Raw genomic sequence first — 23,850 nt, forward strand, 5'->3', positions numbered from 1 at the left:
TCGTTGCTTGCTACAAAAAAGGCATTACGGTGGCTCCCGCTGGCGGGAGCCACCGGGAGCCAAGCCGGGCTCACTGCGCTTCGATGGCGGTGAGGGCGATGGTGTTGATGATGTCCCGCACCAGAGCACCACGGGACAGGTCGTTTACCGGCTTGTTGAGACCCTGCAGCACCGGGCCGATGGCCAAGGCGCCGGAGGAGCGCTGCACAGCTTTGTAGCCGATGTTGCCGGCGCACAGGTCCGGGAAGACGAACACGTTGACGTGTCCAGCCACATCGTTGCCCTTGGCCTTGGTGGCGGCTACGGTGGGGGACCAAGCGGCGTCGAACTGGATGGAACCGACCACCGGCAGATCCGGAGCCTTCTCCTTGAGCAGCTTGGTGGCTTCCTCGACCATGTCCACGTCCGGTCCCTTGCCGGAACCGAGGGTGGAGTAGGAGAGCATACCGACCTTCGGGTCGATGCCGAAGGCACGTGCGGTCTCGGCGGACTGCAGCGCGATTTCGGAAAGCTGCTCGGCGTCCGGGTTGAGGTTGATGGCGCAGTCGGAGAACACGGCCACATGGTCCTTGAAGCACATGAGGAATGCGCCGGAGACCAGCTTCTGGCCGGGCTTGGTCTTGATGACCTGCAGGGCCGGGCGCACGGTGTTGGCGGTGGAGTTCACGGAGCCGGAGACCAGGCCGTCGGCGTAGCCGAGCACCACGAGCATGGTGCCGAAGTAGCTGGCGTCGGTCAGCTGCTTGCGGGCCTGCTCCTCGGTCATGCCCTTCTTGGCACGCAACTCGCACAGCTTGGCGACCATGGGCTTCAGCACGTTCTCGTCGTCCATAGCCTGGAAGCGGGCGCGATCCAAGTAGTTCAGGCCCAGTTCCTTGCCGCGAGCCAGAATGGCGTCCTTGTTGCCCACGATGATGAGGTTCACGATCTCGCGCTCAAGCAGGTAGTCGGCCGCCTTGATGATGCGGTCCTCCTCGCCTTCGGGCAGCACGATGGTCTTCTTGTTGCTCTTGGCCTTGCCGAGCAGGCCGAACTGGAAGGCGTACGGGGTGATGGGCGCGGTGACGTCCACATCGAGCGCGGCGAGCACTTCATCGGTGGGAGCGTTCTTACGGAAGGCCTCCAGCGCCAGATCCTTGGTGGATTCATCGGTGAACGGCACCTGCGGAAGAGTCCAGACCGGCAGGCCGTACTTGGCGAGGGTCTCCTTAACGGAGAAAGCGTGGCGCGGCTCGCATCCGGTCACGAAGATGCCGAGCACCTTGTTGCCAGCGGCCTCCATGCCCTCGATGGACAGCTTGACGGTCTCGTCGAGCTCGTGCGGCCAACGGTTGATGGTGCACACGGCTAGGAACACGCCGGCCTTCAGATCAGCGGCGACATTCGCGTCGAATTCATAGCTGGTCGGATCGTTGACGTGGGACTTGTCGGTGCCCACGATCAGGGCGGCGTCCGCGCGGGAAACGTCCATGGCATCGTTGAACGCGCCGACGATATCGCCACGGGCGGTGTTCTTATCTTCGCGCACCTTGTGCACATCGAGGCCGGTGGACAGGGCCACGCCGAGTCCGGCATTGGAGGCGGCGAGTAGGATCGGGGTGAATTCGTCATGGTTGGACACAGCAGGGCGGAACACCATGGTCTTGTACTTGGAAGTCAATGCGTTGAGCATGCCGTAAGCGACGACGTTGCGGCCATTGGCGCCTTCAGGGCTGGCGATATATACACGGGTGACGGTCACGATGTTTTTGTCTCCTTTGATGATCAACACGATAGGGACCACACCTCATTGTAGTGGCGATTACTGTTATCGCTCACGCCGGTGTCGCGCCAATCGGAAGCGTCCCCTTTGCGACGCTTTCCGGGGAATGTTGCGCAAAACCCCAAAAGTCGGCCGATAGGCCAGAAAACGAAAAAGGCCGGTGCGTGAAGCACCGGCCTCGATTGTGGAGCTAGGGGGATTCGAACCCCCGACCCTCTCCATGCCATGGAGATGCGCTACCAGCTGCGCTATAGCCCCGAGTGAAGCTATCCGATTCATGGGAGTCGCAAGACCCGCCATGAACCAGCGGAGAAACCACCATATCGCCTGACTTGATGGCTTCGTCGTGGAGCTAGGGGGATTCGAACCCCCGACCCTCTCCATGCCATGGAGATGCGCTACCAGCTGCGCTATAGCCCCGTTTTCAGTTGTTGGCCCGTTGTTTGGACCTCGTATACATTACGACGAGATGTCGATTCTGGCAAAAGCCGGCGTGTCGCCAAATGGCAAAAGTGGGATTTGGCGACACTTTTTGGCTTGTTTCCGCCATTATTCAGGCATTGGGTTATTCAATTACTGCTTGAACGGTTTTTCGAATACACTGAACCTGTTGGCTCAGCAGGGGAGCCGTGACACGATCAGCGTTCGCGTTCCCACTCGTCGGTGTCGGCGATGGCCGGACCGTGATTGTAGTCCAGCAGACGCCAGCGCACAGTGCCATCGGGATTGTCCATCGGCACCAAGCGCACCCAGTGCGCATTACGCAATGAAACCACCGTGGAAAAGGTCGGATCGATTGCAGAAATGCCCAACAGGGTCTGCAATGTCTGCGCAATCCATGCGCCGTGCGAGAACACGAACAGGTCCGTGTCGTCTCCGGCACGCGTGGACCAGTCCTCAAGAGCCTCCACGCCGCGCTTGCCCACAGCTTCCTTGGGCTCGGCTCCATACTTCAGCTCGCCGCCCCGAGACTCCATCCAGGAACGGAAGTCCTCGGGGTAGCGTTCGGCCAGTTCGGCCACGGCATGGCCATCCCAATCACCGAAGCTGCGTTCACGGACGCGACGATCATCGACGGGCTCGATTCCACCCAATACGTCGGCGAAAGCTTGCGCGGTGGCGTGCGCACGCTTCAAATCGGAGCAGACAATGAACCGGTGGTTGATTTCCGGCCGACGATCGACGTACAGGCTTTTCAAGGCCGCGGCGGTCTGCTTGACCTGCCATTCACCCACGGCGTCCAGCGGAATGTCGACCTGGCCTTGGAGCTTGTGAGCGGCGTTGTAGGAGGTACGTCCATGACGGATAAGGAAAACGGAACGAACATGATTGGTCATAGTGACGATCCTTTCGGTTCCAGTGAGGAAACAGGAAAAAGGGAGGGCTGCCTGGTGCCGTCAATGACGTTCGGCAACAGGCAGCCCGACACGCGAATATCAGCGAATATCAGCGAATATCAGCAAGTATCAGCGTTACGCGATTCGCACGTTACGCGGTGGTGACGGCAGCATCTTCCGCATGCTCCGCCGTTTCCGGGTGTGCGAGTTCAAGATCGATGGCCGGGCAGTCGCGCCAGAGTCGTTCGAGCCCGTAGAATTCGCGCGATTCCTCGTGCATGACATGAACCACGAAATCACCGTAGTCAAGCAGCACCCACTGGCCCTCGGTCAGGCCCTCGCGAGAGCGCGGCTGACGGCCGGAGCACTTAAGGAACAGGTCCTTTTCGATTTCCTCGGCCACGGCCAGTACCTGACGCTCGTTGGAGGCGCCGGCGATCATCATGATGTCGGTGATGCCGAGCAGGTCGGCTACGTCGAAGGCCACGATGTCGGTGGCCTTGATACGGTCTGCGGCCTCGGCGGCCACGCGGACGGCGTTGATGGAATCCTGAAGTGCGGGCATGGTTCAGCGCTCCCAGGCGGGCTTCCAGCCCTCGACGTTGTGCTGCGTGTTCTCGGAGTAGACCATCGTGTCGCTCGGCACGGCGTGGCGCACCACGGAGCCGGCGCCGGTGGTCACGTTGTCGCCGACCTCGACCGGGGCCACGAACAGGTTGCCGGCGCCCACATGGCAGCCGGAGCCGATGGTGGTGCGATTCTTGTGCACACCGTCATAGTTGGCGGTGATGGTGCCGCCGCCGATGTTGGTGTGGTCGCCGAGCTGGGCGTCGCCCACGTAGCTCAGGTGCGGCACCTTGGTGCCGTTGCCGATGTGCGCCTTCTTCATTTCGACGAACGCGCCGGCCTTGGCATCCTTGCCGAACTCGTTGCCCGGGCGCAGGTAGGTCCACGGGCCGATGTTCGTGCGTGCGCCGATGTGCGATTCCTGCACGCGGGAACGCTCGACCACGGCACCTTCGTCCACGGTTGCGTCAATGAGGGTGGTGTACGGGCCGACGATGGCGTCCTCGCCGACCACCGTGTGGCCTTGCAGGAAGGAACCGGGCAGGATGGTGGCGTCGCGGCCGATCTGGACATCGTCCTCGATCCAAGTGGTTTCCGGGTCAAGAATGGTCACGCCATCGCGCATCCAGCGCTCGCAGACGCGGCGGTTGTAGGTCTTGGACAGCGCGGCCAGCTGCACGCGGTCGTTCACGCCTTCGACGGTGAGCGGATCCGGAGCAGCGAACGCGCCGACTTTGCCAGCGGCCTTGGCGGTTTCCAGCGCGTCGGTCAGATAGAACTCACCCTGCGCGTTGTTCGACTTCAGTCCGGCGATTGCCTCGGTAAGCACGGAAGCCTCGAACACGTAGACTGAGGTGTTCACTTCCTGCACGGCGAGTTCGCTGCGGTTGGCGTCTTTCTGCTCGACGATGCGCAGCACGTTGCCTTCGCGATCGCGGATGATGCGGCCGTAGCCGGTCGGGTCATCGAGGATGGTGGTGAGCACGGTGGCGCCGTTGCCGGAGGCGGTGTGGAATTCGACCAGACGGTGCAGCGTCTCGCTGTCGAGCAGCGGCATGTCGGAGGCGGCGATCAGCACCGGGCCATCGACCTTGCCAGCCTCGGTGAGCTGCGCCATTGCGCACTGCACGGCGCGGCCGGTACCGGGAATGTCGTCCTGGTTCACGATGGTGACCTGCTCGTCATAGGAGCGGGCGGCTTCGGCGACGCGCTCGGCCTGGAAGTGCACGACCACGGCCAGCGTGTCGGGATTCAGGGCGGCCACCGAATCCATGACCCTGTTCAGGAAGGTCTTGCCTGCAAAAGTATGCAGCACCTTCGGCTTGTTGGAACGCATGCGGGTACCCTCGCCGGCTGCGAGGACGATGGCTGCGGATAATGCCATAACTGACGTATTCCCTTCGATCGGAATGTCTATTGAGGGTGGAAACACCTCAAAACAATAGACGGCCGCCCGGATGTCGAGCGGCCGTCAGCCGTTCCCCCACCTGGACTCGAACCAAGACAAAGGGTTCCAAAGACCCGTGTGCTGCCATTACACCATGGGGGAGTCGTGGGCTTTCGGCCCACAAGTGTTCATTTATACCATATTGTCGGTATTTACCGAAAGACTACGCCATGTCGCGTCTCGCATCGTGTGCTTTCCTTGAACAAACACGCACGTGATCAGGCGAACAGGAAGCCTTGACCGTGGTGCTCGGGGTAGGTGTCGAACAGTTCGGCGACCGAGCCGTCCTCGAATACGGCGCGGATGGCGCTGGCCAGCAGCGGGGCGATCGACAGGACGGTCAAGCCATCCCAGCGCTTTTCCTCGGGAATCGGCACGGTGTCGGTCAGCACGACCTCGCGCGCACCGCAGTTCTTGAGTCGCTCGATGGCCGGGCCGGAGAGCACGCCATGCGTGGCGACCACGGTCACCGACTTGGCTCCCGCGTCCTGCAGCACGTGGCATGCGCCCGCGATGGTACCGGCGGTGTCGATCAGGTCATCGACAAGCACGCAGTCCTTGCCGGCGACGTCGCCGACCACACGGTTGGCGACCGCCTGGTTCGGGCGGGTGATGTCGCGCGTCTTGTGCACGAAAGCGAGCGGACCGCCGCCGAGACGCTGCGCCCACTGCTCGGCCACGCGAATGCGGCCGGCGTCGGGGGAGACGACGGCGACGTTGTCGAGATGGCCTTGGAAACGATCACGGATGTAGTCGACCAGCACTGGCATGGCCACCAGATGATCGACCGGGCCGTCGAAGAAGCCTTGGGACTGCGCGGCATGCAGATCGACCGACATGATGCGGTCGGCACCGGCGGTCTTCAGCAGGTCGAACACCAGACGGCAGGAGATGGGCTCGCGGCCGCGGTGCTTCTTGTCCTGACGGGAGTAGCCGAGCAACGGGCAGACCGCAGTAATGGAACGGGCCGAGGCGCGCTTCAATGCGTCGATCATGATGAGCTGCTCCATGATCGCCTTGTTGATGGGTTTGTAGTGGCTTTGCAGCACGAACACATCGGCGCCACGCACCGATTCGGTGTAGCGCACGTACATCTCGCCGTTGGCGAAATCGTATGCGGTGGTTTCAAGGACGTCGATGCCGAGCTGCTCGGCGACATCCTCAGCCAACTTCGGATGAATCCTTCCCGTAACGAGAATAAGATTCTTATCGGGCTTTCCTTCAAGGATTGCGCTCACCATGTCTCCCAACGTGTGGTCTCGTTGATGCAGTCTTCAGCATAGCCGTTCTTCACGACCGGTTGGACAACTCAGCGTTGCCTGCCGTTCACCTGCCGCTTGCGATCCATTGTTCGATGGCCTGTTTGACCGCCTTTGCATAGATATCGCTATCCATGCTCGGGTGGATGCCGTCGGAGCCGAGCACCTGCGCGTTCGCGTTGGCTGTGGCATCCCAATCCACCAGCACCACATTGTCCGGATGTGCGGCCGCATAGTCGGCAAGCACCTGGTTGGTAGGTGGAATCCACGTACGGTCTCCGTGGGCATTGACCAGTACCAGCACGCGGTCGGGGCCGATCATATTACGAATCTGGTCCAACTGATCGGGGGTGATTGCCGAATTGGTGCCAAGGCCGATCAGCACCCACTGCCGCAGACTGCCGGCGGACAGATCATTGCCGATGAGTTCGGGGGCGACCATGATGGAGCGGGAAACGCTCGCGTCGGTCTGAATGCCGGGGAAGACTTCCGAAAGGCCCTGTGATGAGGCCAGCATCACCGAATCGCCTATGGCGGTAATCTGATCGCCGGTGGGCATCTCATGCTTGGGCTTGGGCGGTGCCGGCACGGCATGTCGCAGCAGCACGTGTTCGGTTTTCTGTATGCGTTCCAGTTGTGCGGCCTGTTGCTCCAGCTGGATCTGCATGGCGGTTTTCGCAGGTGCATGAGCAATGCCCTGCACGCAGCCGGCCAACGACAGCACCAGGATAACGTCAACGGCAATAACCCGGGCCACATGATTCTTCTTGTTCGTGCGAAGGGGCACCACGACGGATACCGCCGAGTGCGTTGCCGCCGGTTTCTCCACCATCAGCCAGGAAATCATCACCGCAATGGCGGTGAGCAACGCGGTCATGATGAGAGGCCAAGGCCCTACTGCCTTGAAGATCTTCGGGGCAAGGGCGCTGGAAAGAATCCACAACGGCCAGTGCCACAGGTAGATGCCGTACGAATACTTGCCGAGGGAGGCCAATGGCTTGAACACCATGAGGCTTTGCATCCAGGAATCGTCGGAGATGGTACCGGCAATCAGCAGCACGGACAACAAGCTGGACAATATGATGCCACCGCGGAAGGCGAATGCATCCTGTTTGCCGATAACCGCCATGGTGACCAAGGCAATCAGGCTGAGGAACGCCAATACCGGTGCCGCCGCATTCCAGATGCGATGCTCCACGGGAATCTGAGGTAACGGAGCCCGATGTGCGGCTGCCGAAGCGCTCGAGCTAATGGTGCGGGGCATCGGCACAGCCCTCTGGCGAGCGTGGCCCAACTGAGGAGCGGTGACCCACCAGGCGAGAGCCACACCCAGCATCAGGCCCATGCTGTGGGTATCGGTGCCGAAGTAGACGCGGGTGGGGTCGCCTTTGGGCACATACATCACCCACATGGCGATACTGCTGAACGCCGCGAGTCCCAGTGGGATGAGTGAAGACAGTTTCGTCTGGCGGAGCTTCCACATCAGCCAGACGATGAACGGCACGATGACGTAGAACTGCATGAGCACGCCAATGAACCACAGATGGCGAAACACCTGCGGGTTCATTTGGTCGAAATAGCTTTGGCCTCCGGCAATGGCGTACCAGTTGTAGCAGCCCAGCAGCACGGTGATGACTTGGTCGCGGATGGAAACTAGAATGTCGTGATCGAACAGCCAGCCGACGGAGACGATGACCGGAATCAGCAGAAACAGCGCCGGATAGAGACGTACTGCACGCTTGGGAATATATCGCACGAGATTCAGCGATCCGGTTTTCGCCAGAGAACGAATCAAACTGACGGCAATCAGGAATCCAGAGACGGTGAAGAACACGTCGACTCCGTAGAATCCGCCTGGCAGCCGTTGCTGCATGCAGTGGTACAGCACAATGGCTATCAGCGCTAGTCCTTTAATACCGTCTAAACCCACGAACCGCTTCACGGATAATCCTTCTCTTTCCGTAGTGCTGATGGCATTCCCCGTTCTCTCCAACAAACGGAAAACAAGCCCAGCATGGCCGAGGGGAGAGACAATGCGACAGCAGCGAATCGTCAGGCCGCATGCTGCATGATTACCGGCTTGACGATTCGCGGCATACCGCGCTTATCGGTGGCGCTTACCGGTGATACAGACTCACCCGTTCGTACTTCGGTTCGCAGCACACGTTGATGCCGAGTTTGCGATACAGCGCCTCGTCCGTGGATGAGATGATAACGGAGAAGAAGGCGTCGCAGCCCCGCAACTGTTTGAGCCCGTCGATGACGCGAGCGGCCACAGGACTGGTGGCGCTGGTGATTGACAATGCAATCAGCGTCTCATCCGAGTGCAAGCGTCGGTTCACGCTGTTGAGATGTTCGGTTTTCAGCCGACAGATGGGTTCGATGGCGGCATCGTCGATTACCGGAATGGTTTCGTCAACACCGGTGACGGCCTTGAGCGCGTGCATCAGCAGCGCGCTGGCCGCGCCCAACAGGTCGCCGGTTTTGCCGGTGACCACATGGCCATCGGGCAGCACCATGGCGCCAGCCGGGGCACCGGTGGCGGCCTCCTTCTCAAGAGCCACGGCGCGGGCGGGAGAAAGATCGGGGGTCACGCCGGCCCGGTTCATGATGGAGCGCAGCCGCTCCACCTGTTCCTCGCCAGTGCCGGTGCGCTTCAAGTGCACGGCGGCGGCGAAGTAGCGGCGCACGATTTCCAGACGCGCGGCATCGCGGCAGGCATCGTCGTCCACAATGGCGTATCCGGCCATGTTGACGCCCATATCGGTGGGGCTCTGATAGGGGCTTTCGCCCATGATGCGCTCCATCATGGCCTTGAGCACGGGGAATGCTTCGACGTCGCGGTTGTAGTTGACGGTGGTCTCGCCGTACGCCTCCAGATGGAAGGGGTCGATGATATTGGCATCGTCGAGGTCGACGGTGGCAGCCTCGTACGCGATGTTCACGGGATGGTTCAGCGGAAGATTCCAGATGGGGAACGTCTCGTATTTGGCATAGCCGGCGTCGATGCCGCGCTGGTGCTCGTGGTACAGCTGAGACAGGCACGTGGCGAGTTTGCCGGAGCCCGGGCCGGGCGCGGTGACCACGACGAGCGGTCGGCTGGTCTCGATGTACTCGTTCCTGCCGTAGCCGTCATCGGACACGATGCGTTCGATGTCGTGCGGGTATCCGGCGATCGGGTAGTGCAGGCGGCAGGTGACGCCGAGTTGCTCGAGGCGGTGGCGGTAGGCGTCGGCGGCGGGCTGATTGGCGTATTGGGTGAGCACTACGGAGCCGACGAGGAAGCCGCGGGAACGGAACACGTCGATGAGTCGCAGCACGTCCTCGTCGTAGGGGATACCGAGGTCGCCGCGGGTCTTGCCTTTTTCGATATGGTTGGCGTTGATGGCGATGACGATTTCCACATCGTCCACCAGACTTTCCAACATGCGGAACTTGGTGTCCGGCTCAAAGCCGGGCAGCACGCGCGAGGCGTGGTAGTCGTCGAAGAGCTTGCCTCCGAATTCCAGATAGAGTTTGCCGCCGAATTGCGCGATGCGCTTTCTGATGTTGGCGGCTTGCAGCTCGATGTATTTTTCGTTGTCGAATCCCTGGCGCATAGAGGTCGGCATCCCTTTCCGAACGACGTCGTAAACGGAAAAATTATACCGGACGTCGTCGGCAACAAAAAATGGGATTCCCCGATGGGGAATCCCATTCGTCATAGAGAGCAATTACTCCCGAGGAATGTTGAACAGGGGTTTGCATGGCTCCCAAAAACGCGCTGGTTGAAACGTTGCCGACGACGCGTGCGCTCGAAGAGTATGCACGGGTGGCTTTGCGGTGATTTCCCAGACCGTTCGTTGCTAGGCGAGATATTTCTTTTTCCAGGCCTTCTTTCGGGCGTAAGCGTTTTCTGTCATGTCGGAGTAGTCGTAATCAACTTTGAACTTGCCGTTGGAATGGAGAATAAGCGTCATCGATCCCCATCTCTTTTCGGGCTTAAGCGCGGCCCTTTCAGGTTCAATGAACTTGTTGATAGCCATAAAGTTTTTCATCAAGGATGCCCTCGAAACGCCTTTTTGGTCAAAGCATTTAACGAAGTCGTCTTTTCCGCTGCCAGCAACGTAATACTCAATAGAGAACGCACCCTCGGCGTACTCGGCGTAAAACACGACCTTGCTCCAGTCTTCGGGGAGGGTTTCCTCAAGAATTGAAGCTATCCCTTGTAGCATCTTCTTTTCACTCATTACATTTCCTTTGCAGTGTTAAGAAGAAACGTAACCGTCTCTTCGCCGTCAATAATGTCCGTGATAGCAAACGAGCTAGGCCTGAATGACCCGCCCTCATAAAGTGGCTCAACCTTGAAAAACACTTCAGCGCCATCAGCCAAAGCATCGGCGCATTTTTGCTCGATTGCTGCATAGGCTTTTTGGTTAACCTCGCCGCCCATGGCGACAATATTCTCAAGGCCATTTGATCCATTGAATCGGTCGGCAATCAGATGGCCTCTTTGATCAAAAAGCTCTTCAAACCCTTTTCCGATTGACTGGATAGTGTCCTTGATGGTCAAACGACCTTCGTGGGTCTTTAGTTGTAAGAAGCCTTCGGCCGATTCGACCCTACCCATTGCATCGGTAACGTATTTATACCCATTGATCTCATAGCTCATGTTCGGAACGAGGTCGTCGCCAACGCGGTAAAGTTGCCCGAGATCGTCGGTTGCACACTTCACGCCGTCGATCGCAAACTCGTTATTGGGAAGCAGTCGGTCGCCTTCGTAAATTGCCTTTCCGGCATCATCCAGAATTCGTGAGCTTGCGCCCGATTCTGCTGCCTTTGAGGCAAGAAAGTTATTTAGACCTCGTCCGGCAAGAAGCGTTGCTGCCGTAACAGTTCCCGCAACGACTTCTCCGACGATATCCTCCTGAGATATCTCACCGTCTTCAGCGCCGGCTTCCAAGCTCTTTCCCATTTCGTCAAGAACGAGTACAGACCCAGCAGCGAGTGCTGCAGGGGCAGAAGCGGTGACGGCTACGGCACCAAGCGCAACTTCAGTGGCGATTTCGCCTCCAGTTTCGACATAGTCTCCGATTTCCCGTATCTGCTCATCGGCTTCCATGAAGTCGCCCCAGGCGTTGGCTGCATCGTCAACAGCGTGTGTTTGCGCGGTTTTCACCGCTGCTTCTTCGTCTTCGGCCAGTAGTTCAATATTCGATTCAACACCGACATATGCGTTTTCTCCAACGTCGGCAACTCCAAGTACGAACCTGCCGCCAAGATAAGCTCCGTTCCTTGCGCCATCGCGGACAGTTTCGCCTGCAGCGTTGAGTGTTGGCTCGCATGCTTTCCAGGCGTCATCTGCGGCTTCTTGAACTGTTGAAATGCTCGCGGTTAGGACATCGCCGGAAGAAATATCCCGCCATGCGGCATCTGCACAATCAGCAACGGTGCGTTGCGCCTCCTCAAAGGCCAATCTCGTTTCGGTCGTATCCGGCATTAATTGCTCTATATTTTCAAACGCCATTTAGATCACCGGCCTTGTTTGAGATAAGACCGCTGATACTTCGGCGAGTGCTGAGGCCTTTTCCGTTGTCTCGATGCCGGTACCCCTCTTTCTCAGCTCGTTGAGATGAGCGTTAAGCATCGACTGAATGAACAGGTATTGGATTGGTCCCCAGCTTTCGGGTGAGGAGTCATCTTCGAATTTCCAGCTTGAAAGCAGATGGGAGCAAAGCCTCTCTTTGAGGCTGTCGGCAGATAAATCCCTGGCGTCGTCGAGGATGCGTCCAATATTGAAATACCTATAAGCACACCATTCAAACAGTGGCTTCCTCGAGGACAGAGGAGTCCTTGCCATCTCAATCAAGCGTGCCTTCATGGAGTCAGGTATGTCCATCTTGTGCACACAGTCGCAGAAGTTGTATTCCCTTGGCTCATCGAGCTTGAACGGATTAAGCACACAAGAGTTGAGATAGCGAAGCTCTTCAGAAGAAGCCTTGTCCTTCGCGCTGTGCTTGCTCTGTGTCGGCGAGTACTCTAGGCCGCGTTCATGCGGTTCGATGTGACAGAGGACAGGTTCGATCCATTCGTTCTGATATATTGCTGCAACGCCTCGCTGAAGCTTTGCAAGCTCTTGGATTTGGCTCTCGTTAAGATTTGCCGCCTTGCCGATAAGCATCCTGTCGCCTTCGTCAGGCAGTTTCCAGGATAAGTCGATGCGATGATTCTGCCTCAAGCCCAGCGGGTTGTTAAGGCGCGGTCATTTTGGCGCTTACATCTCACTTTTGCAGACGTAGAATACGAGTATTGGAATCAAAGGAGGGTTCTCATGCCAAATATCGGTAAGGACGACCATCCGAAGCTGTGGTCGCTTATTTTCGTGCTTATCATCGCGCTGACCTTCTGTTGCTTCGTCATGGGCCAAGGACTCAACAGTGGAACCAGCGTCTTCCTGGCAGGCCAAGGTTACGGTGCGAGCCTTGCCGGCGTACTTGCCTCGTCTTCTCCATTGCCGCCGCGTTAGCACGACTGTTCGTCGGCCCTGTTATCGACAACGGCAAGTGCTCACTCGTTATCATCGCCGGCATCGCTATCCTCATAGCAGGAACAGCACTGTCCGCTGTCGTTCAAGGCATCCCCCTCTTCACAATCAGCCGTTTGCTGCAAGGCGTGGGCTTTGGCGCAGCAACAACAGCAGCCTCGACCGCCGCAGCAAGCGTCTTACCGCAAGAACGGCTCGGCGAAGGCATTGGATACCACGGCCTCGGACAGGCTATCGCCATGAGCATCGGCCCAGCCTTCGCACTTTACCTAGTAGGAACCGATCCCTCAACGAACCTCTATGTCGGCCTTGCCCTGGTTGGGTTTGCAGGGCTTGTAATCGCCCTCAACGCACGCTATGAAAGTAAATGGCAAACTCTGCCAAGCTCCAGCGCATACCGAATCAAAATGGAAACCCGGCTCGAACTCGACTCAAAAGACGGGCAGGCACCCAGCCCCACCACAGTAACTACATCCGAAACAATTAACAGTGAAAAGTATCCTGAAGGCGACCAGGTGTCCAAGAGAACCCTGCGTGACTCATTCAACATCTTCGAGCCGCGCGCATTGCCTGGCGCCATCCCACAGATGATCATGTGCCCCACTTTTGGCTTTGGCGTCTTCTTTGCTGGTCTGTACGGTACTACTCTCGGCTATACCCACGCCGGTCTCTTCTACACCATCAGCGCGGTAAGCATGATTATCATTCGCATGATTTCAAAGCATTTCATGGACACCGTACCTGCAATCAAAACAATGACCGGAGCCGTCGCGTGCGGCATCCTCTGCTGCCTTATGCTACTTGCCGCACCGTACGGGGAACCTGTCTTCCTGGCGTCCGGAATCTTCTATGGTCTCGCCACTGGCATAAGCCTGCCACTTAATCAAAGCGTAGCGGTAAAGAACACCCCGCCAGAGCGCTGGGGCGCCGCAAACGCCCTGTTCCTGCTCGCCAATGACATCGGCATTGGCTTCGCAAGCGTAATCTGGGGCGTTATCAATGACTCATTCGGGTTCCAGACAAGCATCGTCTGCGTCATTGTCTGCCTTATCGCAAGCTACGCATCCGCCTGGATCGTCTACCCCGCCCGCGACAAGCGGTGGAGGCATTAGAGCGTAAGCGTCAAAATGACCGCGTAGCAGGAAACGTCCAGGACCATTCCGGCATACGGATGGAAAAGTCCTGGACGTTTCCATCTTTGCGTTGCGGTATGCCTTAGGCCGCTATGTCGCTACAGGCCCTCCTCGGCGTTGTTCGCCATCTCGTCGTCGAACGCATCGGGGTCGATGTTAATTATGAAGTCGTCAGGCATCTCTTTGGCCTTCTCGGCAGCGGCTGGGTCGAGCTTGCAGGACTCAGGCACCCTATCCGACCACGGCAGGAACGAGTCCACAACCTCATCGGTGAGCTCGCCGGCGTTGGGCATCTCGGTCAGCAGCCACTCGACGTAAAGCCTGGGATTGAGCCCGTTGGCCTTGGCCGTGGTGGTGACGCTGTATATCGCCGCAGACGCCCGCGCGCCGCGCGGCGCATCGCTGAAGAGCCAGTTCTTGCGCCCTACGACGAAGATTCGCTGGGCCTGCTCGGCGACGTTGTTCGAGAGCTCCAGGTGCCCCGTCTTCGAGCACGTTCATGACGTAGGGCCAGAACTCCACAGCGTACTGCAGCGCACGGTGCGGCGCCAGCTTCGGCGAGGCTAGGGGAAGCTGGGCCCGCGCCCATCCCCCGAAGTCCTCCATGAGCGGGCGGAGCTCCGCGTCGCGGGCGGCCTTCCTGCCGCCCGGCTCCATGTCGTCGAACTTGGAGTCGACCTTGAACATGGCGTCGATCCTGCGCCTTGCCTCGAGCGCAACGCTGGCCGCAGACGCCGCCTTGGCGTCGCCGCCGGCGATCTTCACGATTTGGGCGAAGTAGCGGCGCACGTGGACGAGGCACGCCGTGTTGGCGATGTTGGGGTTGCCGAGATTGAAGTAGGGTTTGTAGCCGTTGGCGGTAAGCGTGCCGGACCAGCCCGCAAGAAACTCCTGGGCAACGCCCTTCCTGCGGGTCTCGTGGTATTCGAATACATACACGGGCACGTTGCAGCGCGCCGAGCAGAACAGCCACATCCTCGATTTCTTCTTCGCCTCGCGGTTCGGCTCTTTCAGGACCTGAACCGTGGTCTCATCGGCATGAATCCTGACATGCGACAGCAGCTCGACCTTCATTCTCTCATGGACCTTCGCCAGCCAGCGCGCGTGCACGTTCATCATCCAGTTCGCCATTCCTGGCGCGATATCGTCGCGCCGCACGCCTTGAGGTCTGTCTCTATGCGGTAGAGCGGCAGCGACATGACGTACTTGCCGTTGACGATCCAGGCAAGCAGCGACGGCGTCGCAAACGAGCCTGGTATCGGCGGCTCAGGCTGCGGTGCTCGCACGATGACGCCCTTGCGTTCCTATTGAGTTTCACTTGAGTTTCAGGGGCGTTTTTGGGGTGGTGGGACAAACTACTGGGACAGTTCACTCTCCGAAAAATCCTTTACTCTTCGTCCGCTGCGTGTCGCCATGTCCGTGGTGTACGCGCTTTTAGAGTAAAAATGACTGAAACTGCAGGTCAAAAGGCATAAAGAGACCCCCTGAAAACGTTGTTTCCAGAGGGTCTCAATAGTTTTTACTCACCCAAAATCACAGGTGGCTTTACGCTTTTTCGTACGTGGCGGCACACTGCGACACTCTACGGACGGAATTTCGATTGCGCAAAATCCGCTCCAGTTTACTCCCACTCGCCAAAGTAAAACTGGTTCTAAACAATACTGTTTAGGGGATTTGACTCTTAGTTGCTCAATTTGATACCAATTATCCAACTTATACGGCGTTGTCGGACTCCTGTTATCAAAAGATTATCAAGCCCAATGTTATCAGCAGAAAAGCAATGGTTTGGATCATCTGTATTATACCACAAGCAGAGTGCTATTTCAATCAAATAAGGGACTGCTTCAACTGTAGAATCCGTTTTTCAATCTCTCGAATGATCTCGACAAAGACTTGATCTTCGCTTCCGGTCGGATCTTCTAATCCCCAGTTATCGTCAAATGCTCTACCAATGAAAGGACAGCCCACATTGCACCCCATGGAGATTGCAATATCAGGGGCAGGAATATCCGAGATCAGTTTGGAATACTGGGTTTTCTCCATGTCAATCCCGTACAGTTCTTTCATAATGCGGACAGCATCCTGATTGATTTGCGGTTTTGTTTCCGTTCCTGCGGAATAGCTTTCAAACACATCGGAAGCCAAGTGCTTTCCCAAGGCCTCGGCAATCTGACTGCGGCAGGAATTATGGACGCAGATAAATGCCACCTTTTTCTTACTCATATTTGAACCAGTCTTTCGTTTTATTTGCGTTTTTTTACAAGGAACAGCATCACGGGAACTTCTGTCAGCACACCCACAGTCGTTGCCAGTGCCGCAGGGGAAGTCGTTCCAAACAAGGCGATTGCAACAGCAACAGCCAGTTCAAAGAAGTTGGAAGCACAAATCATTCCGGCGGGAGCAGCAATCTTGTAGGGCAGCTTCAAAACCCGGCAAGCGATATACGCAATCGCAAAAATCAGGAAGGTCTGTAAAATCAGCGGTACCGCAATCAAAACAATGTGCAGAGGTTTTTCCAGAATGGTATTGCCTTGGAACGAGAAAATCATCACCAGCGTCAGCAATAAGCCAATGGTAGTTACACTGTCAAACATATGGATGAAAGTCTCCTCAAAGTACACTGCCCCTTCCGCTTGATGACAGCCGAACGGGTCAGCATACCGCCAGCCAGAGGAAACACCACAAACAGTACCACAGAGAGAATCAGGGTATCCCACGGAACGGGAACATTGGAACGCCCAGCAAAAAATGCCCGTTGAGTTCGATTTGAGTTTCACGGGCCCCGAAACGGCCCCGTTTCGCCCTCGGGGACAAAAACCGCGCGTCAACTCACTTGGGATAAATCCTTACTCCCATTCCCTCGAATACCTCCCCGTGCCTTGTTGTCTTGAAACACGGGGAGTAAATGGCGAAATCGCAGGTGAAAGGGAGTAAAACGGCAAAGAAAAAGCCTCCGTTCCAACGAGGGAACGGAGGCTAGGAAATCGTTTTTACTCACTGCCGTCGCTGGCGGTTTTGCCATGACTCTCGTACGAAACGAAACTCAGCGGTACACCACGGCACTCAAAAGAGCAGGTCAAAGCCCTATCGGCTTACTCCCATTCGATGGTCGCCGGCGGCTTGGAGGTGCAATCGAGGACGACGCGGTTGATCTGGCGGCATTCGTTGGTGATGCGCGTGGAGATCGTGGCGAGCACATCGTAGGGGACACGGGACCAGTCGGCGGTCATGGCGTCTTCCGAGCTGACCGGGCGCAGGACGATCGGCGAGCCGTAGGTGCGCTCGTCGCCTTGGACGCCGACAGAGTGAACGTCAGCCAGAAGCACGACCGGGCACTGCCAGATGTCGCGGTCGAGACCGGCCTTGGAGAGTTCCTCGCGGGCGATGGCGTCGGCCTCGCGCAGCAGGTCGAGGCGCTCCTTGGTGATCTCGCCGATGATGCGGATGCCCAGACCCGGGCCCGGGAAGGGCTGACGCCAGACGATTTCGTCGGGCAGACCGAGCTCGGTGCCGATGGCGCGCACCTCATCCTTGAACAGAGTGCGCAGCGGTTCGATGAGCTGGAACTTGATGTCCTCGGGCAGGCCGCCGACGTTGTGGTGGCTCTTGATGTTGGCCGCGCCGTCGCCGCCGCCGGATTCGACGACGTCGGGGTAGAGCGTGCCCTGCACGAGGAACTTGACCTCCTTGCCGCGGGCGCCGGCCTCTTCGAGGACCTGGCGCTGGGCCTTCTCGAAGGTGCGGATGAACTTCTCGCCGATGATCTTGCGCTTGCGCTCCGGCTCGGAGACGCCTGCGAGGGCGTCGAGGAAGTCGTCGGCGGCGTCGACGGTGATGAGGCGGATGCCGGTCGCGGCGACGAAGTCGTGCTTGACCTGCTCGACTTCGCCCTTGCGCAGCAGGCCGTGGTCCACGAACACGCAGGTGAGCTGGTCGCCGATGGCCTTGTGTACCAGAGCGGCGGCCACGGCGGAATCAACGCCGCCGGACAGGCCGCAGATCACCTCGGCGTCGCCGACCTGCTCGCGGATCTTCTTGACTTGATCCTCGATAATCGAGGAGGCATCCCAGTCGTTGGGCAGCGCGGCGCAACGGTGCAGGAAGTTTTCGATAAGCTTCTGGCCAAGCGGGGAGTGCTTGACTTCCGGGTGCCACTGCACACCATAGAGCTTGCGGGATTCGTCCGCCATGGCGGCCACGGGCGCGCCTTCGGTGTGGGCCAGCACTTCGAAGCCGGCCGGGGCCTGTTCGACCGCCACACCGTGGCTCATCCACGTGGTCTGCTCGGCGGGGGAGTCGGCGAGGATGCCGGCGGCGTCGTCGATGGTGGCTGAGGTCTTGCCGTATTCGCCGAGCGCGGCCTTATCCACCTTGCCGCCGAGCTCATAGGCCATGACCTGGAAGCCGTAGCAGATACCAAGCACCGGAACACCGGATTCGAATACCTTGGTGTCTATGGTCGGCGCGCCGGGCTCGAACACGGAGGCCGGGCCGCCAGACAGAATAATCGCCTTCGGATCCTTGGCCAGGATCTCGTCGACCGGCATGGAATGAGGGACCAGCTCGGAGTACACGCCTGCTTCGCGCACGCGGCGGGCGATGAGCTGGGCGTACTGGGCGCCGAAGTCGACGACAAGCACAGGACCGTTTGCCATTGATATTCCCCTAACGTTCATTGGAATTTTACGTGGGCTGAACACCCCTGATTATCACTGGTCAAGGCGACAAGGCCGACACGCAGAGACTATGTGCGCAAATCGAACAAACTACATGCCTGTAGACGGACAACACGCCGATTTCGAACATGGGAAATCGAACGTGCGCTGTTCTAGCCAAATGCTGGATTTCCGCATGCTTCCGCCGTTTTGAAAAAGTATGTTGAAAAAACTAATGTTGACAAACGGTCAGTCGAACCGCACAAATACTGAAATATCCGCAACAATTTCGAACACACCCGCAAGAAATCGTTCAAAAGTCGCGTTGTCCTCGTACCATGACGATTGATTGGGAACGGAAAACCTTGGCACCGCAAGGGTCAGGGACCGTGACCGAACAGAAATAATCAATCGCACGATCACGTGCAGGAGTACAGGAGTACACATGACGAGTCCTGTTATTGGCACCCCTTGGAAGAAGCTCAACGCTCCGGTTTCCGAGGAAGCCCTCGAAGGCGTTGACAAGTACTGGCGCGTTGCCAACTACCTTTCCATCGGCCAGATTTATCTGCGTTCCAACCCGCTGATGAAGGAGCCCTTCACCCGCGAAGATGTGAAGCACCGTCTGGTGGGCCACTGGGGCACTACCCCTGGCCTGAACTTCCTCATCGGCCACATCAACCGTTTCATTGCTGACCACGGCCAGAACACCGTGATCATCATGGGCCCGGGCCACGGTGGCCCGGCCGGTACCTCCCAGTCCTACCTGGACGGCACCTACACCGAGACCTTCCCGAAGATCACCAAGGACGAAGCTGGTCTGCAGAAGTTCTTCCGTCAGTTCTCTTACCCGGGCGGCATTCCGTCCCACTTCGCTCCGGAGACCCCGGGCTCCATCCACGAGGGTGGTGAGCTGGGTTACGCTCTGTCCCACGCTTACGGCGCCATCATGGACAACCCGAGCCTGTTTGTCCCGGCCATCGTCGGCGACGGCGAGGCTGAGACCGGCCCGCTGGCTACCGGCTGGCAGTCCAACAAGCTCGTGAACCCGCGCACCGACGGTATCGTGCTGCCGATCCTGCACCTCAACGGCTACAAGATCGCCAACCCGACCATCCTGTCCCGCATCTCCGACGAAGAGCTCCACGAGTTCTTCCACGGCATGGGTTACGAGCCCTACGAGTTCGTCGCTGGCTTCGATGATGAGGACCACATGTCCATCCACCGTCGCTTCGCCGAGCTGTGGGAGACCATCTGGGACGAGATCTGCGACATCAAGGCCACCGCTCAGACCGACAACGTGCACCGTCCGTTCTACCCGATGCTGATCTTCCGCACCCCGAAGGGCTGGACCTGCCCGAAGTACATCGACGGCAAGAAGACCGAGGGCTCCTGGCGTTCCCACCAGGTGCCGCTGGCTTCCGCCCGCGACACCGAGGCCCACTTCGAGGTTCTCAAGAACTGGCTCGAGTCCTACAAGCCGGAAGAGCTGTTCGACGCCAACGGTGCTGTCAAGGACGACGTCCTTGCCTTCATGCCGAAGGGCGAGCTGCGTATCGGTGCCAACCCGAACGCCAACGGTGGTGTGATCCGCAACGACCTGAAGCTGCCGAACCTCGAGGACTACGAGGTCAAGGAAGTGGCTGAGTACGGCCACGGCTGGGGCCAGCTCGAGGCCACCCGTACCCTGGGTGCCTACACTCGCGACATCATCAAGAACAACCCGCGCGACTTCCGCATCTTCGGACCGGATGAGACCGCTTCCAACCGTCTGCAGGCTTCCTACGAAGTCACCAACAAGCAGTGGGATGCCGGCTACATCTCCGACGAGGTCGACGAGCACATGCACGTCTCCGGCCAGGTCGTTGAGCAGCTGTCCGAGCACCAGATGGAAGGCTTCCTCGAGGCCTACCTGCTGACCGGTCGTCACGGCATCTGGAGCTCCTACGAGTCCTTCGTCCACGTGATCGACTCCATGCTGAACCAGCACGCCAAGTGGCTTGAGGCTACCGTCCGCGAGATTCCGTGGCGCAAGCCGATCGCCTCCATGAACCTGCTGGTCTCCTCCCATGTTTGGCGTCAGGACCACAACGGCTTCTCCCACCAGGATCCGGGTGTCACCTCCGTCCTGCTGAACAAGTGCTTCCACAACGACCACGTCATCGGCATCTACTTCGCCACCGATGCGAACATGCTGCTGGCCATCGCCGAGAAGTGCTACAAGTCCACCAACAAGATCAACGCCATCATCGCTGGTAAGCAGCCTGCTGCCACCTGGCTGACCCTGGACGAGGCTCGTGCCGAGCTCGAGAAGGGTGCCGCCGCTTGGGATTGGGCTTCCACCGCCAAGAACAACGATGAGGCCGAGGTCGTGCTTGCCGCCGCCGGCGATGTCCCGACTCAGGAGATCATGGCTGCTTCCGACAAGCTGAAGGAACTGGGCGTCAAGTTCAAGGTTGTGAACGTTGCCGACCTGCTCTCCCTGCAGTCCGCCAAGGAGAACGACGAGGCTCTGACCGACGAGGAGTTCGCCGACATCTTCACCGCCGACAAGCCGGTGCTGTTCGCGTACCACTCCTACGCTCACGACGTGCGTGGCCTGATCTACGACCGTCCGAACCACGACAACTTCAACGTCCACGGCTACGAGGAGGAGGGCTCCACCACCACCCCGTACGACATGGTTCGTGTCAACCGCATCGACCGCTACGAGCTGACCGCTGAGGCTCTGCGCATGATCGACGCCGACAAGTACGCCGACAAGATCGACGAGCTCGAGAAGTTCCGTGATGAGGCCTTCCAGTTCGCCGTCGACAACGGCTACGACCACCCGGACTACACCGACTGGGTGTACTCCGGCGTGAACACCGACAAGAAGGGTGCCGTCACCGCTACCGCCGCTACCGCTGGCGACAACGAGTGATAACACCTCCACGGTGTTGTTAGTTCGCTAACACCAAAGGGCTCGGGATTCGTCCCGAGCCCTTTGCTTATTCATAAGCCCTGTCACGGCGGGGCAGAACAAAGCGAACTGTTGTGATGTTTTAATCGCGTAGCACCCTGAAATGCAGCAGGGCATTGCGCACACCGTCGTGGTCCACATCGTCAGTGATGTAGTCGGCGGCGGCCTTGGGCTCGGCGGTCGCATTGCCCATCGCGACCCCGATGCCGGCGTAGGCGAGCATATCCGTGTCATTGCCGCCATCGCCGAAGGCCATGGTCTGCTCGCGCGTGATGCCGTAATGCGCCATGAACCGCTGGATGCCGCGCGGCTTGCCGCCATCGGCCGGAATCAGATCCGTGAAATCCGGATGCCAACGCACCCCGCGCACATTGCTGCACAGTCCCACCAGTTCGGCCTCCAGCTCGGGCCCGACAAAGGGACTGATCTGGAAAGTCTCATGATCCAGCGCGCGGGTGCGCGGGTCCTCGAAATACCGGGTCGGTGCGGTTTTGCCCAGTTTGCTCCACGTGGCGCGAAGCAGATCATTGGACTGGTTGAAGTACACGTAATCCTTCTCGCCGAAATTGCACACCACATCGGGGTGACGGTCCAGCCAGTCGAGAATCACCTCAATATCAGCAGTATCCAAGGCCTGCGAGGCAAAGAAGCCGGTGTCATCAAAACAATACTGCCCATTGAACGCCACCACGCCATCGAACGTCACCGGCATGGTATCCAGCACCACGTGCATCTGTGAAGGCGCGCGGCCCGTGCAAATCAGCACCTTGACGCCTGCGGCCTGCAGCCGGTGAATCGCCTCGATTGTGGAATCCGGCACCGTATGGGTCGTGAAACTGGTGAGCGTGCCATCGATATCGAAGAATACGGCTCGGATATCGGCATTGGCAGTATCGGTAGTCATAGCTTCCATTGTCAAAGCCCCTCTCGACGTGCTTTCCGGCGTGTTCGGCACGCCTATAGCGGGTTATCAAACGCACGAATCCCGGACATTGCATGCGCGCCATAAAAGACACCTATATGGCAATCGGCCATTTTCCGTCACTTTCGCGGTTCAAGCGCGTTATGGTGTTACCCGACATCAATTTTGGAGAGAGGAAATCCAATGACAGCAGCAACCCAGCCGGCAACCCCGGCCGCTCCTAACAATAACGAGCCGGTGCGTGTGAACCACACCGCCCGCAACGTCATCATCACCATCGTGGTCGTGGCGATTATCGCCGTAGCCGCGTTCTTCGGCTACCGCGCGTTTGCCGGTGCCAACGAGTCGTCCGCCAAGGGCAGCAAGGGCAACCCGGTCAAGATCGGCGTGGTCGGCGCTACCAACCCCGAATGGGTCAAGTTCAAGCAGGACGCCGAGAAGGCCGGCATCTACGTCGACATCGTCGACTTCCAGGACTACACCTCCGAAAACCCGGCCCTTGACTCCGGCGAGCTGGACCTCAACGAATTCCAGCACCTGCTCTACTTGGCCAACTACAACGTGAGCAACAAGAAGGACCTGCAGCCCATCGGCGGCACCGCCATCTACCCGCTCGGCGTGTACTCCACCAAGGTCAAGGACATCAAGGACCTGAAGCAGGGCGACACCGTCACCATTCCGAACGACGAAACCAACCAGGCCCGCGCTATCGGCGTGCTCAAGGCCGCCGGTCTCGTGACGCTCAAGGGCGACTGGACCGCCTTCTCCACCCCGGCCTACATCGACGAAGCCAAGAGCAAGGTCAAGGTCACCCCGCTCAAGGCCGAACAGGTGGCCACCACCCTGAAGGACCCGACCATCGCCGCTGGTGTGATCAACAACGACTACGTGGCCGATGCCGGTCTCGACCCGAAGGACGCCATCTACCAGGATGACGCCGAATCCGAAGAGGCTCGCCCCTACATCAACGTGTGGGTGGCCCGCAAGGCGGACGTGAACAACGAGACCTACAAGAAGCTCGTTTCCATCTACCAGCGGAAGGATGTGCTCGACGCCCTGCAGGAGAACTCCGGCGGTACCGCGGTGTTCGCCGACAAGTTCAGCGCCAGCGAGCTGCAAGGCTTCCTGTCCGACATTGAGAAGGATGCCAAGGCCCAGCAGTGAGCCGCGGCTGATACGAGCGCACGACTAGCCTGTCCATAGCCATTACCACCAAGCGGAGCGAGTACCCGAGCCAACAATCGGGATTCGCTCCGCTTCCGTGACCGGACACCAACAACCAG

At 58.8% G+C, this 23,850-nt stretch carries 21 protein-coding genes, 3 tRNA genes and 2 pseudogenes; 4 read left to right on the forward strand and 22 right to left on the reverse strand.

The window, feature by feature from the left end; all coding sequences use genetic code 11:
* Nucleotides 1-70 precede the first annotated feature (70 nt).
* The 13 genes from pta to BLLJ_RS03365 form a co-directional block, all read right to left on the reverse strand.
* Nucleotides 71-1,741: a phosphate acetyltransferase gene (pta, locus tag BLLJ_RS03305; protein WP_013582495.1), complete on the reverse strand. Its 1,671-nt coding sequence runs from the start codon at nt 1,739-1,741 to the stop codon at nt 71-73.
* Between the two features lie 206 nt (nt 1,742-1,947).
* Nucleotides 1,948-2,020, reverse strand: a tRNA-Ala gene (locus BLLJ_RS03310).
* Nucleotides 2,021-2,109: 89 nt separating this feature from the next.
* Nucleotides 2,110-2,182 (reverse strand) — tRNA-Ala (locus BLLJ_RS03315).
* A 218-nt stretch (nt 2,183-2,400) separates the two neighbouring features.
* Complete coding sequence (locus BLLJ_RS03320; RefSeq protein ID WP_007057554.1) at nt 2,401-3,099, reverse strand: histidine phosphatase family protein; 699 nt, start codon at nt 3,097-3,099, stop codon at nt 2,401-2,403.
* A 151-nt stretch (nt 3,100-3,250) separates the two neighbouring features.
* Nucleotides 3,251-3,664: a ribosome silencing factor gene (rsfS, locus tag BLLJ_RS03325; protein ID WP_007053455.1), complete on the reverse strand. Its 414-nt coding sequence runs from the start codon at nt 3,662-3,664 to the stop codon at nt 3,251-3,253.
* A 3-nt stretch (nt 3,665-3,667) separates the two neighbouring features.
* Complete coding sequence (gene glmU, locus BLLJ_RS03330; protein ID WP_013582496.1) at nt 3,668-5,050, reverse strand: bifunctional UDP-N-acetylglucosamine diphosphorylase/glucosamine-1-phosphate N-acetyltransferase GlmU; 1,383 nt, start codon at nt 5,048-5,050, stop codon at nt 3,668-3,670.
* A gap of 94 nt (nt 5,051-5,144) precedes the next feature.
* Nucleotides 5,145-5,215: transfer RNA gene (locus BLLJ_RS03335), tRNA-Gln, on the reverse strand.
* 116 nt (nt 5,216-5,331) lie between these two features.
* Complete coding sequence (locus tag BLLJ_RS03340; RefSeq protein ID WP_008782813.1) at nt 5,332-6,354, reverse strand: ribose-phosphate diphosphokinase; 1,023 nt, start codon at nt 6,352-6,354, stop codon at nt 5,332-5,334.
* A gap of 85 nt (nt 6,355-6,439) precedes the next feature.
* Nucleotides 6,440-8,314, reverse strand: a complete 1,875-nt coding sequence (locus BLLJ_RS03345) for an acyltransferase family protein (RefSeq protein WP_013582498.1) — start codon at nt 8,312-8,314, stop codon at nt 6,440-6,442.
* Nucleotides 8,315-8,489: 175 nt separating this feature from the next.
* Nucleotides 8,490-9,971 carry a DUF1846 domain-containing protein gene (locus BLLJ_RS03350; protein ID WP_013582499.1) on the reverse strand — a complete coding sequence of 494 codons (1,482 nt, stop codon included), beginning with the start codon at nt 9,969-9,971 and terminating at the stop codon, nt 8,490-8,492.
* Nucleotides 9,972-10,217: 246 nt separating this feature from the next.
* Nucleotides 10,218-10,601, reverse strand: a complete 384-nt coding sequence (locus BLLJ_RS03355) for an immunity protein YezG family protein (protein WP_007053450.1) — start codon at nt 10,599-10,601, stop codon at nt 10,218-10,220.
* Complete coding sequence (locus BLLJ_RS03360) at nt 10,601-11,878, reverse strand: DNA/RNA non-specific endonuclease (RefSeq protein ID WP_013582500.1); 1,278 nt, start codon at nt 11,876-11,878, stop codon at nt 10,601-10,603. Before BLLJ_RS03360 ends, BLLJ_RS03355 begins: the two co-directional genes overlap by 1 nt.
* Entirely contained in the window at nt 11,879-12,532 is a 654-nt protein-coding gene (locus BLLJ_RS03365; protein WP_007052037.1) for a hypothetical protein, read from the reverse strand.
* A gap of 150 nt (nt 12,533-12,682) precedes the next feature.
* Between BLLJ_RS03365 and BLLJ_RS03370 the strand changes: the two genes are divergently transcribed.
* The gene (locus BLLJ_RS03370) at nt 12,683-12,877 is read left to right on the forward strand and encodes a hypothetical protein (protein ID WP_013582501.1); all 195 of its coding nucleotides are present in this window, start codon (nt 12,683-12,685) and stop codon (nt 12,875-12,877) included.
* Nucleotides 12,878-12,900: 23 nt separating this feature from the next.
* Nucleotides 12,901-14,007: an MFS transporter gene (locus BLLJ_RS03375; protein ID WP_230468179.1), complete on the forward strand. Its 1,107-nt coding sequence runs from the start codon at nt 12,901-12,903 to the stop codon at nt 14,005-14,007.
* A 119-nt stretch (nt 14,008-14,126) separates the two neighbouring features.
* On the opposite strand, the gene BLLJ_RS03380 is transcribed toward BLLJ_RS03375, so the two are convergent.
* From BLLJ_RS03380 to guaA, 8 genes and pseudogenes are all read right to left on the reverse strand, one after another.
* Nucleotides 14,127-14,321, reverse strand: a complete 195-nt coding sequence (locus tag BLLJ_RS03380) for a hypothetical protein (RefSeq protein ID WP_007052039.1) — start codon at nt 14,319-14,321, stop codon at nt 14,127-14,129.
* Nucleotides 14,322-14,504 (reverse strand): annotated as a pseudogene (locus BLLJ_RS11600) (IS66 family transposase); the annotation flags it as partial.
* Between the two features lie 16 nt (nt 14,505-14,520).
* Nucleotides 14,521-15,159 (reverse strand): annotated as a pseudogene (locus BLLJ_RS11510) (IS66 family transposase); the annotation flags it as partial.
* Nucleotides 15,144-15,314: an IS66 family transposase gene (locus BLLJ_RS11650; protein WP_016507594.1), complete on the reverse strand. Its 171-nt coding sequence runs from the start codon at nt 15,312-15,314 to the stop codon at nt 15,144-15,146. The gene BLLJ_RS11650 and the pseudogene BLLJ_RS11510, both read right to left, overlap by 16 nt.
* A 541-nt stretch (nt 15,315-15,855) precedes the next feature.
* Complete coding sequence (locus tag BLLJ_RS03390) at nt 15,856-16,251, reverse strand: arsenate reductase ArsC (protein WP_012471919.1); 396 nt, start codon at nt 16,249-16,251, stop codon at nt 15,856-15,858.
* 20 nt (nt 16,252-16,271) lie between these two features.
* A complete protein-coding gene (locus BLLJ_RS03395; RefSeq protein WP_007055387.1) occupies nt 16,272-16,622 on the reverse strand; it encodes an arsenic resistance protein in 351 nt (116 codons plus the stop codon).
* The gene (locus BLLJ_RS11655) at nt 16,607-16,723 is read right to left on the reverse strand and encodes a hypothetical protein (RefSeq protein WP_306172248.1); all 117 of its coding nucleotides are present in this window, start codon (nt 16,721-16,723) and stop codon (nt 16,607-16,609) included. The genes BLLJ_RS03395 and BLLJ_RS11655 overlap by 16 nt, the downstream gene beginning before the upstream one ends.
* Nucleotides 16,724-17,120: 397 nt before the next feature.
* Nucleotides 17,121-18,683 (reverse strand): glutamine-hydrolyzing GMP synthase, encoded by a 1,563-nt coding sequence (gene guaA / locus BLLJ_RS03400; RefSeq protein WP_007057943.1) that lies wholly within the window; start codon nt 18,681-18,683, stop codon nt 17,121-17,123.
* A 445-nt stretch (nt 18,684-19,128) separates the two neighbouring features.
* On the opposite strand from guaA, the gene BLLJ_RS03405 reads away from it, so the two are divergent.
* Nucleotides 19,129-21,606 (forward strand): phosphoketolase, encoded by a 2,478-nt coding sequence (locus BLLJ_RS03405; RefSeq protein ID WP_007052042.1) that lies wholly within the window; start codon nt 19,129-19,131, stop codon nt 21,604-21,606.
* Nucleotides 21,607-21,727: 121 nt separating this feature from the next.
* Here the strand turns inward: BLLJ_RS03405 and BLLJ_RS03410 are convergent, their stop codons facing one another.
* A complete protein-coding gene (locus tag BLLJ_RS03410; protein ID WP_007052043.1) occupies nt 21,728-22,549 on the reverse strand; it encodes a Cof-type HAD-IIB family hydrolase in 822 nt (273 codons plus the stop codon).
* A gap of 201 nt (nt 22,550-22,750) precedes the next feature.
* On the opposite strand from BLLJ_RS03410, the gene BLLJ_RS03415 reads away from it, so the two are divergent.
* The gene (locus tag BLLJ_RS03415) at nt 22,751-23,731 is read left to right on the forward strand and encodes a MetQ/NlpA family ABC transporter substrate-binding protein (RefSeq protein WP_013582504.1); all 981 of its coding nucleotides are present in this window, start codon (nt 22,751-22,753) and stop codon (nt 23,729-23,731) included.
* The last annotated feature ends 119 nt before the right edge of the window (nt 23,732-23,850 follow it).

The sequence above is a fragment of the Bifidobacterium longum subsp. longum JCM 1217 genome (assembly GCF_000196555.1).
In the GTDB taxonomy this organism is placed as follows: Bacteria; Actinomycetota; Actinomycetes; order Actinomycetales; family Bifidobacteriaceae; genus Bifidobacterium; species Bifidobacterium longum.

Excerpts from the sequence above, each read along its gene's own strand:
- BLLJ_RS03380 (WP_007052039.1), bottom strand. The coding sequence starts at position 14,321 with ATGCCCAACGCCGGCGAGCTCACCGATGAGGTTGTGGACTCGTTCCTG.
- BLLJ_RS03410 (WP_007052043.1), bottom strand. The coding sequence starts at position 22,549 with ATGACTACCGATACTGCCAATGCCGATATCCGAGCCGTATTCTTCGAT.
- BLLJ_RS03320 (WP_007057554.1), bottom strand. The coding sequence starts at position 3,099 with ATGACCAATCATGTTCGTTCCGTTTTCCTTATCCGTCATGGACGTACC.
- BLLJ_RS03355 (WP_007053450.1), bottom strand. The coding sequence starts at position 10,601 with ATGAGTGAAAAGAAGATGCTACAAGGGATAGCTTCAATTCTTGAGGAA.
- glmU (WP_013582496.1), bottom strand. The coding sequence starts at position 5,050 with ATGGCATTATCCGCAGCCATCGTCCTCGCAGCCGGCGAGGGTACCCGC.
- BLLJ_RS03390 (WP_012471919.1), bottom strand. The coding sequence starts at position 16,251 with ATGAGTAAGAAAAAGGTGGCATTTATCTGCGTCCATAATTCCTGCCGC.
- BLLJ_RS03370 (WP_013582501.1), top strand. The coding sequence starts at position 12,683 with ATGCCAAATATCGGTAAGGACGACCATCCGAAGCTGTGGTCGCTTATT.
- BLLJ_RS03415 (WP_013582504.1), top strand. The coding sequence starts at position 22,751 with ATGACAGCAGCAACCCAGCCGGCAACCCCGGCCGCTCCTAACAATAAC.
- BLLJ_RS03340 (WP_008782813.1), bottom strand. The coding sequence starts at position 6,354 with ATGGTGAGCGCAATCCTTGAAGGAAAGCCCGATAAGAATCTTATTCTC.
- guaA (WP_007057943.1), bottom strand. The coding sequence starts at position 18,683 with ATGGCAAACGGTCCTGTGCTTGTCGTCGACTTCGGCGCCCAGTACGCC.
- rsfS (WP_007053455.1), bottom strand. The coding sequence starts at position 3,664 with ATGCCCGCACTTCAGGATTCCATCAACGCCGTCCGCGTGGCCGCCGAG.
- BLLJ_RS03365 (WP_007052037.1), bottom strand. The coding sequence starts at position 12,532 with ATGCTTATCGGCAAGGCGGCAAATCTTAACGAGAGCCAAATCCAAGAG.
- BLLJ_RS03395 (WP_007055387.1), bottom strand. The coding sequence starts at position 16,622 with ATGTTTGACAGTGTAACTACCATTGGCTTATTGCTGACGCTGGTGATG.
- BLLJ_RS03405 (WP_007052042.1), top strand. The coding sequence starts at position 19,129 with ATGACGAGTCCTGTTATTGGCACCCCTTGGAAGAAGCTCAACGCTCCG.
- BLLJ_RS03350 (WP_013582499.1), bottom strand. The coding sequence starts at position 9,971 with ATGCGCCAGGGATTCGACAACGAAAAATACATCGAGCTGCAAGCCGCC.
- BLLJ_RS03360 (WP_013582500.1), bottom strand. The coding sequence starts at position 11,878 with ATGGCGTTTGAAAATATAGAGCAATTAATGCCGGATACGACCGAAACG.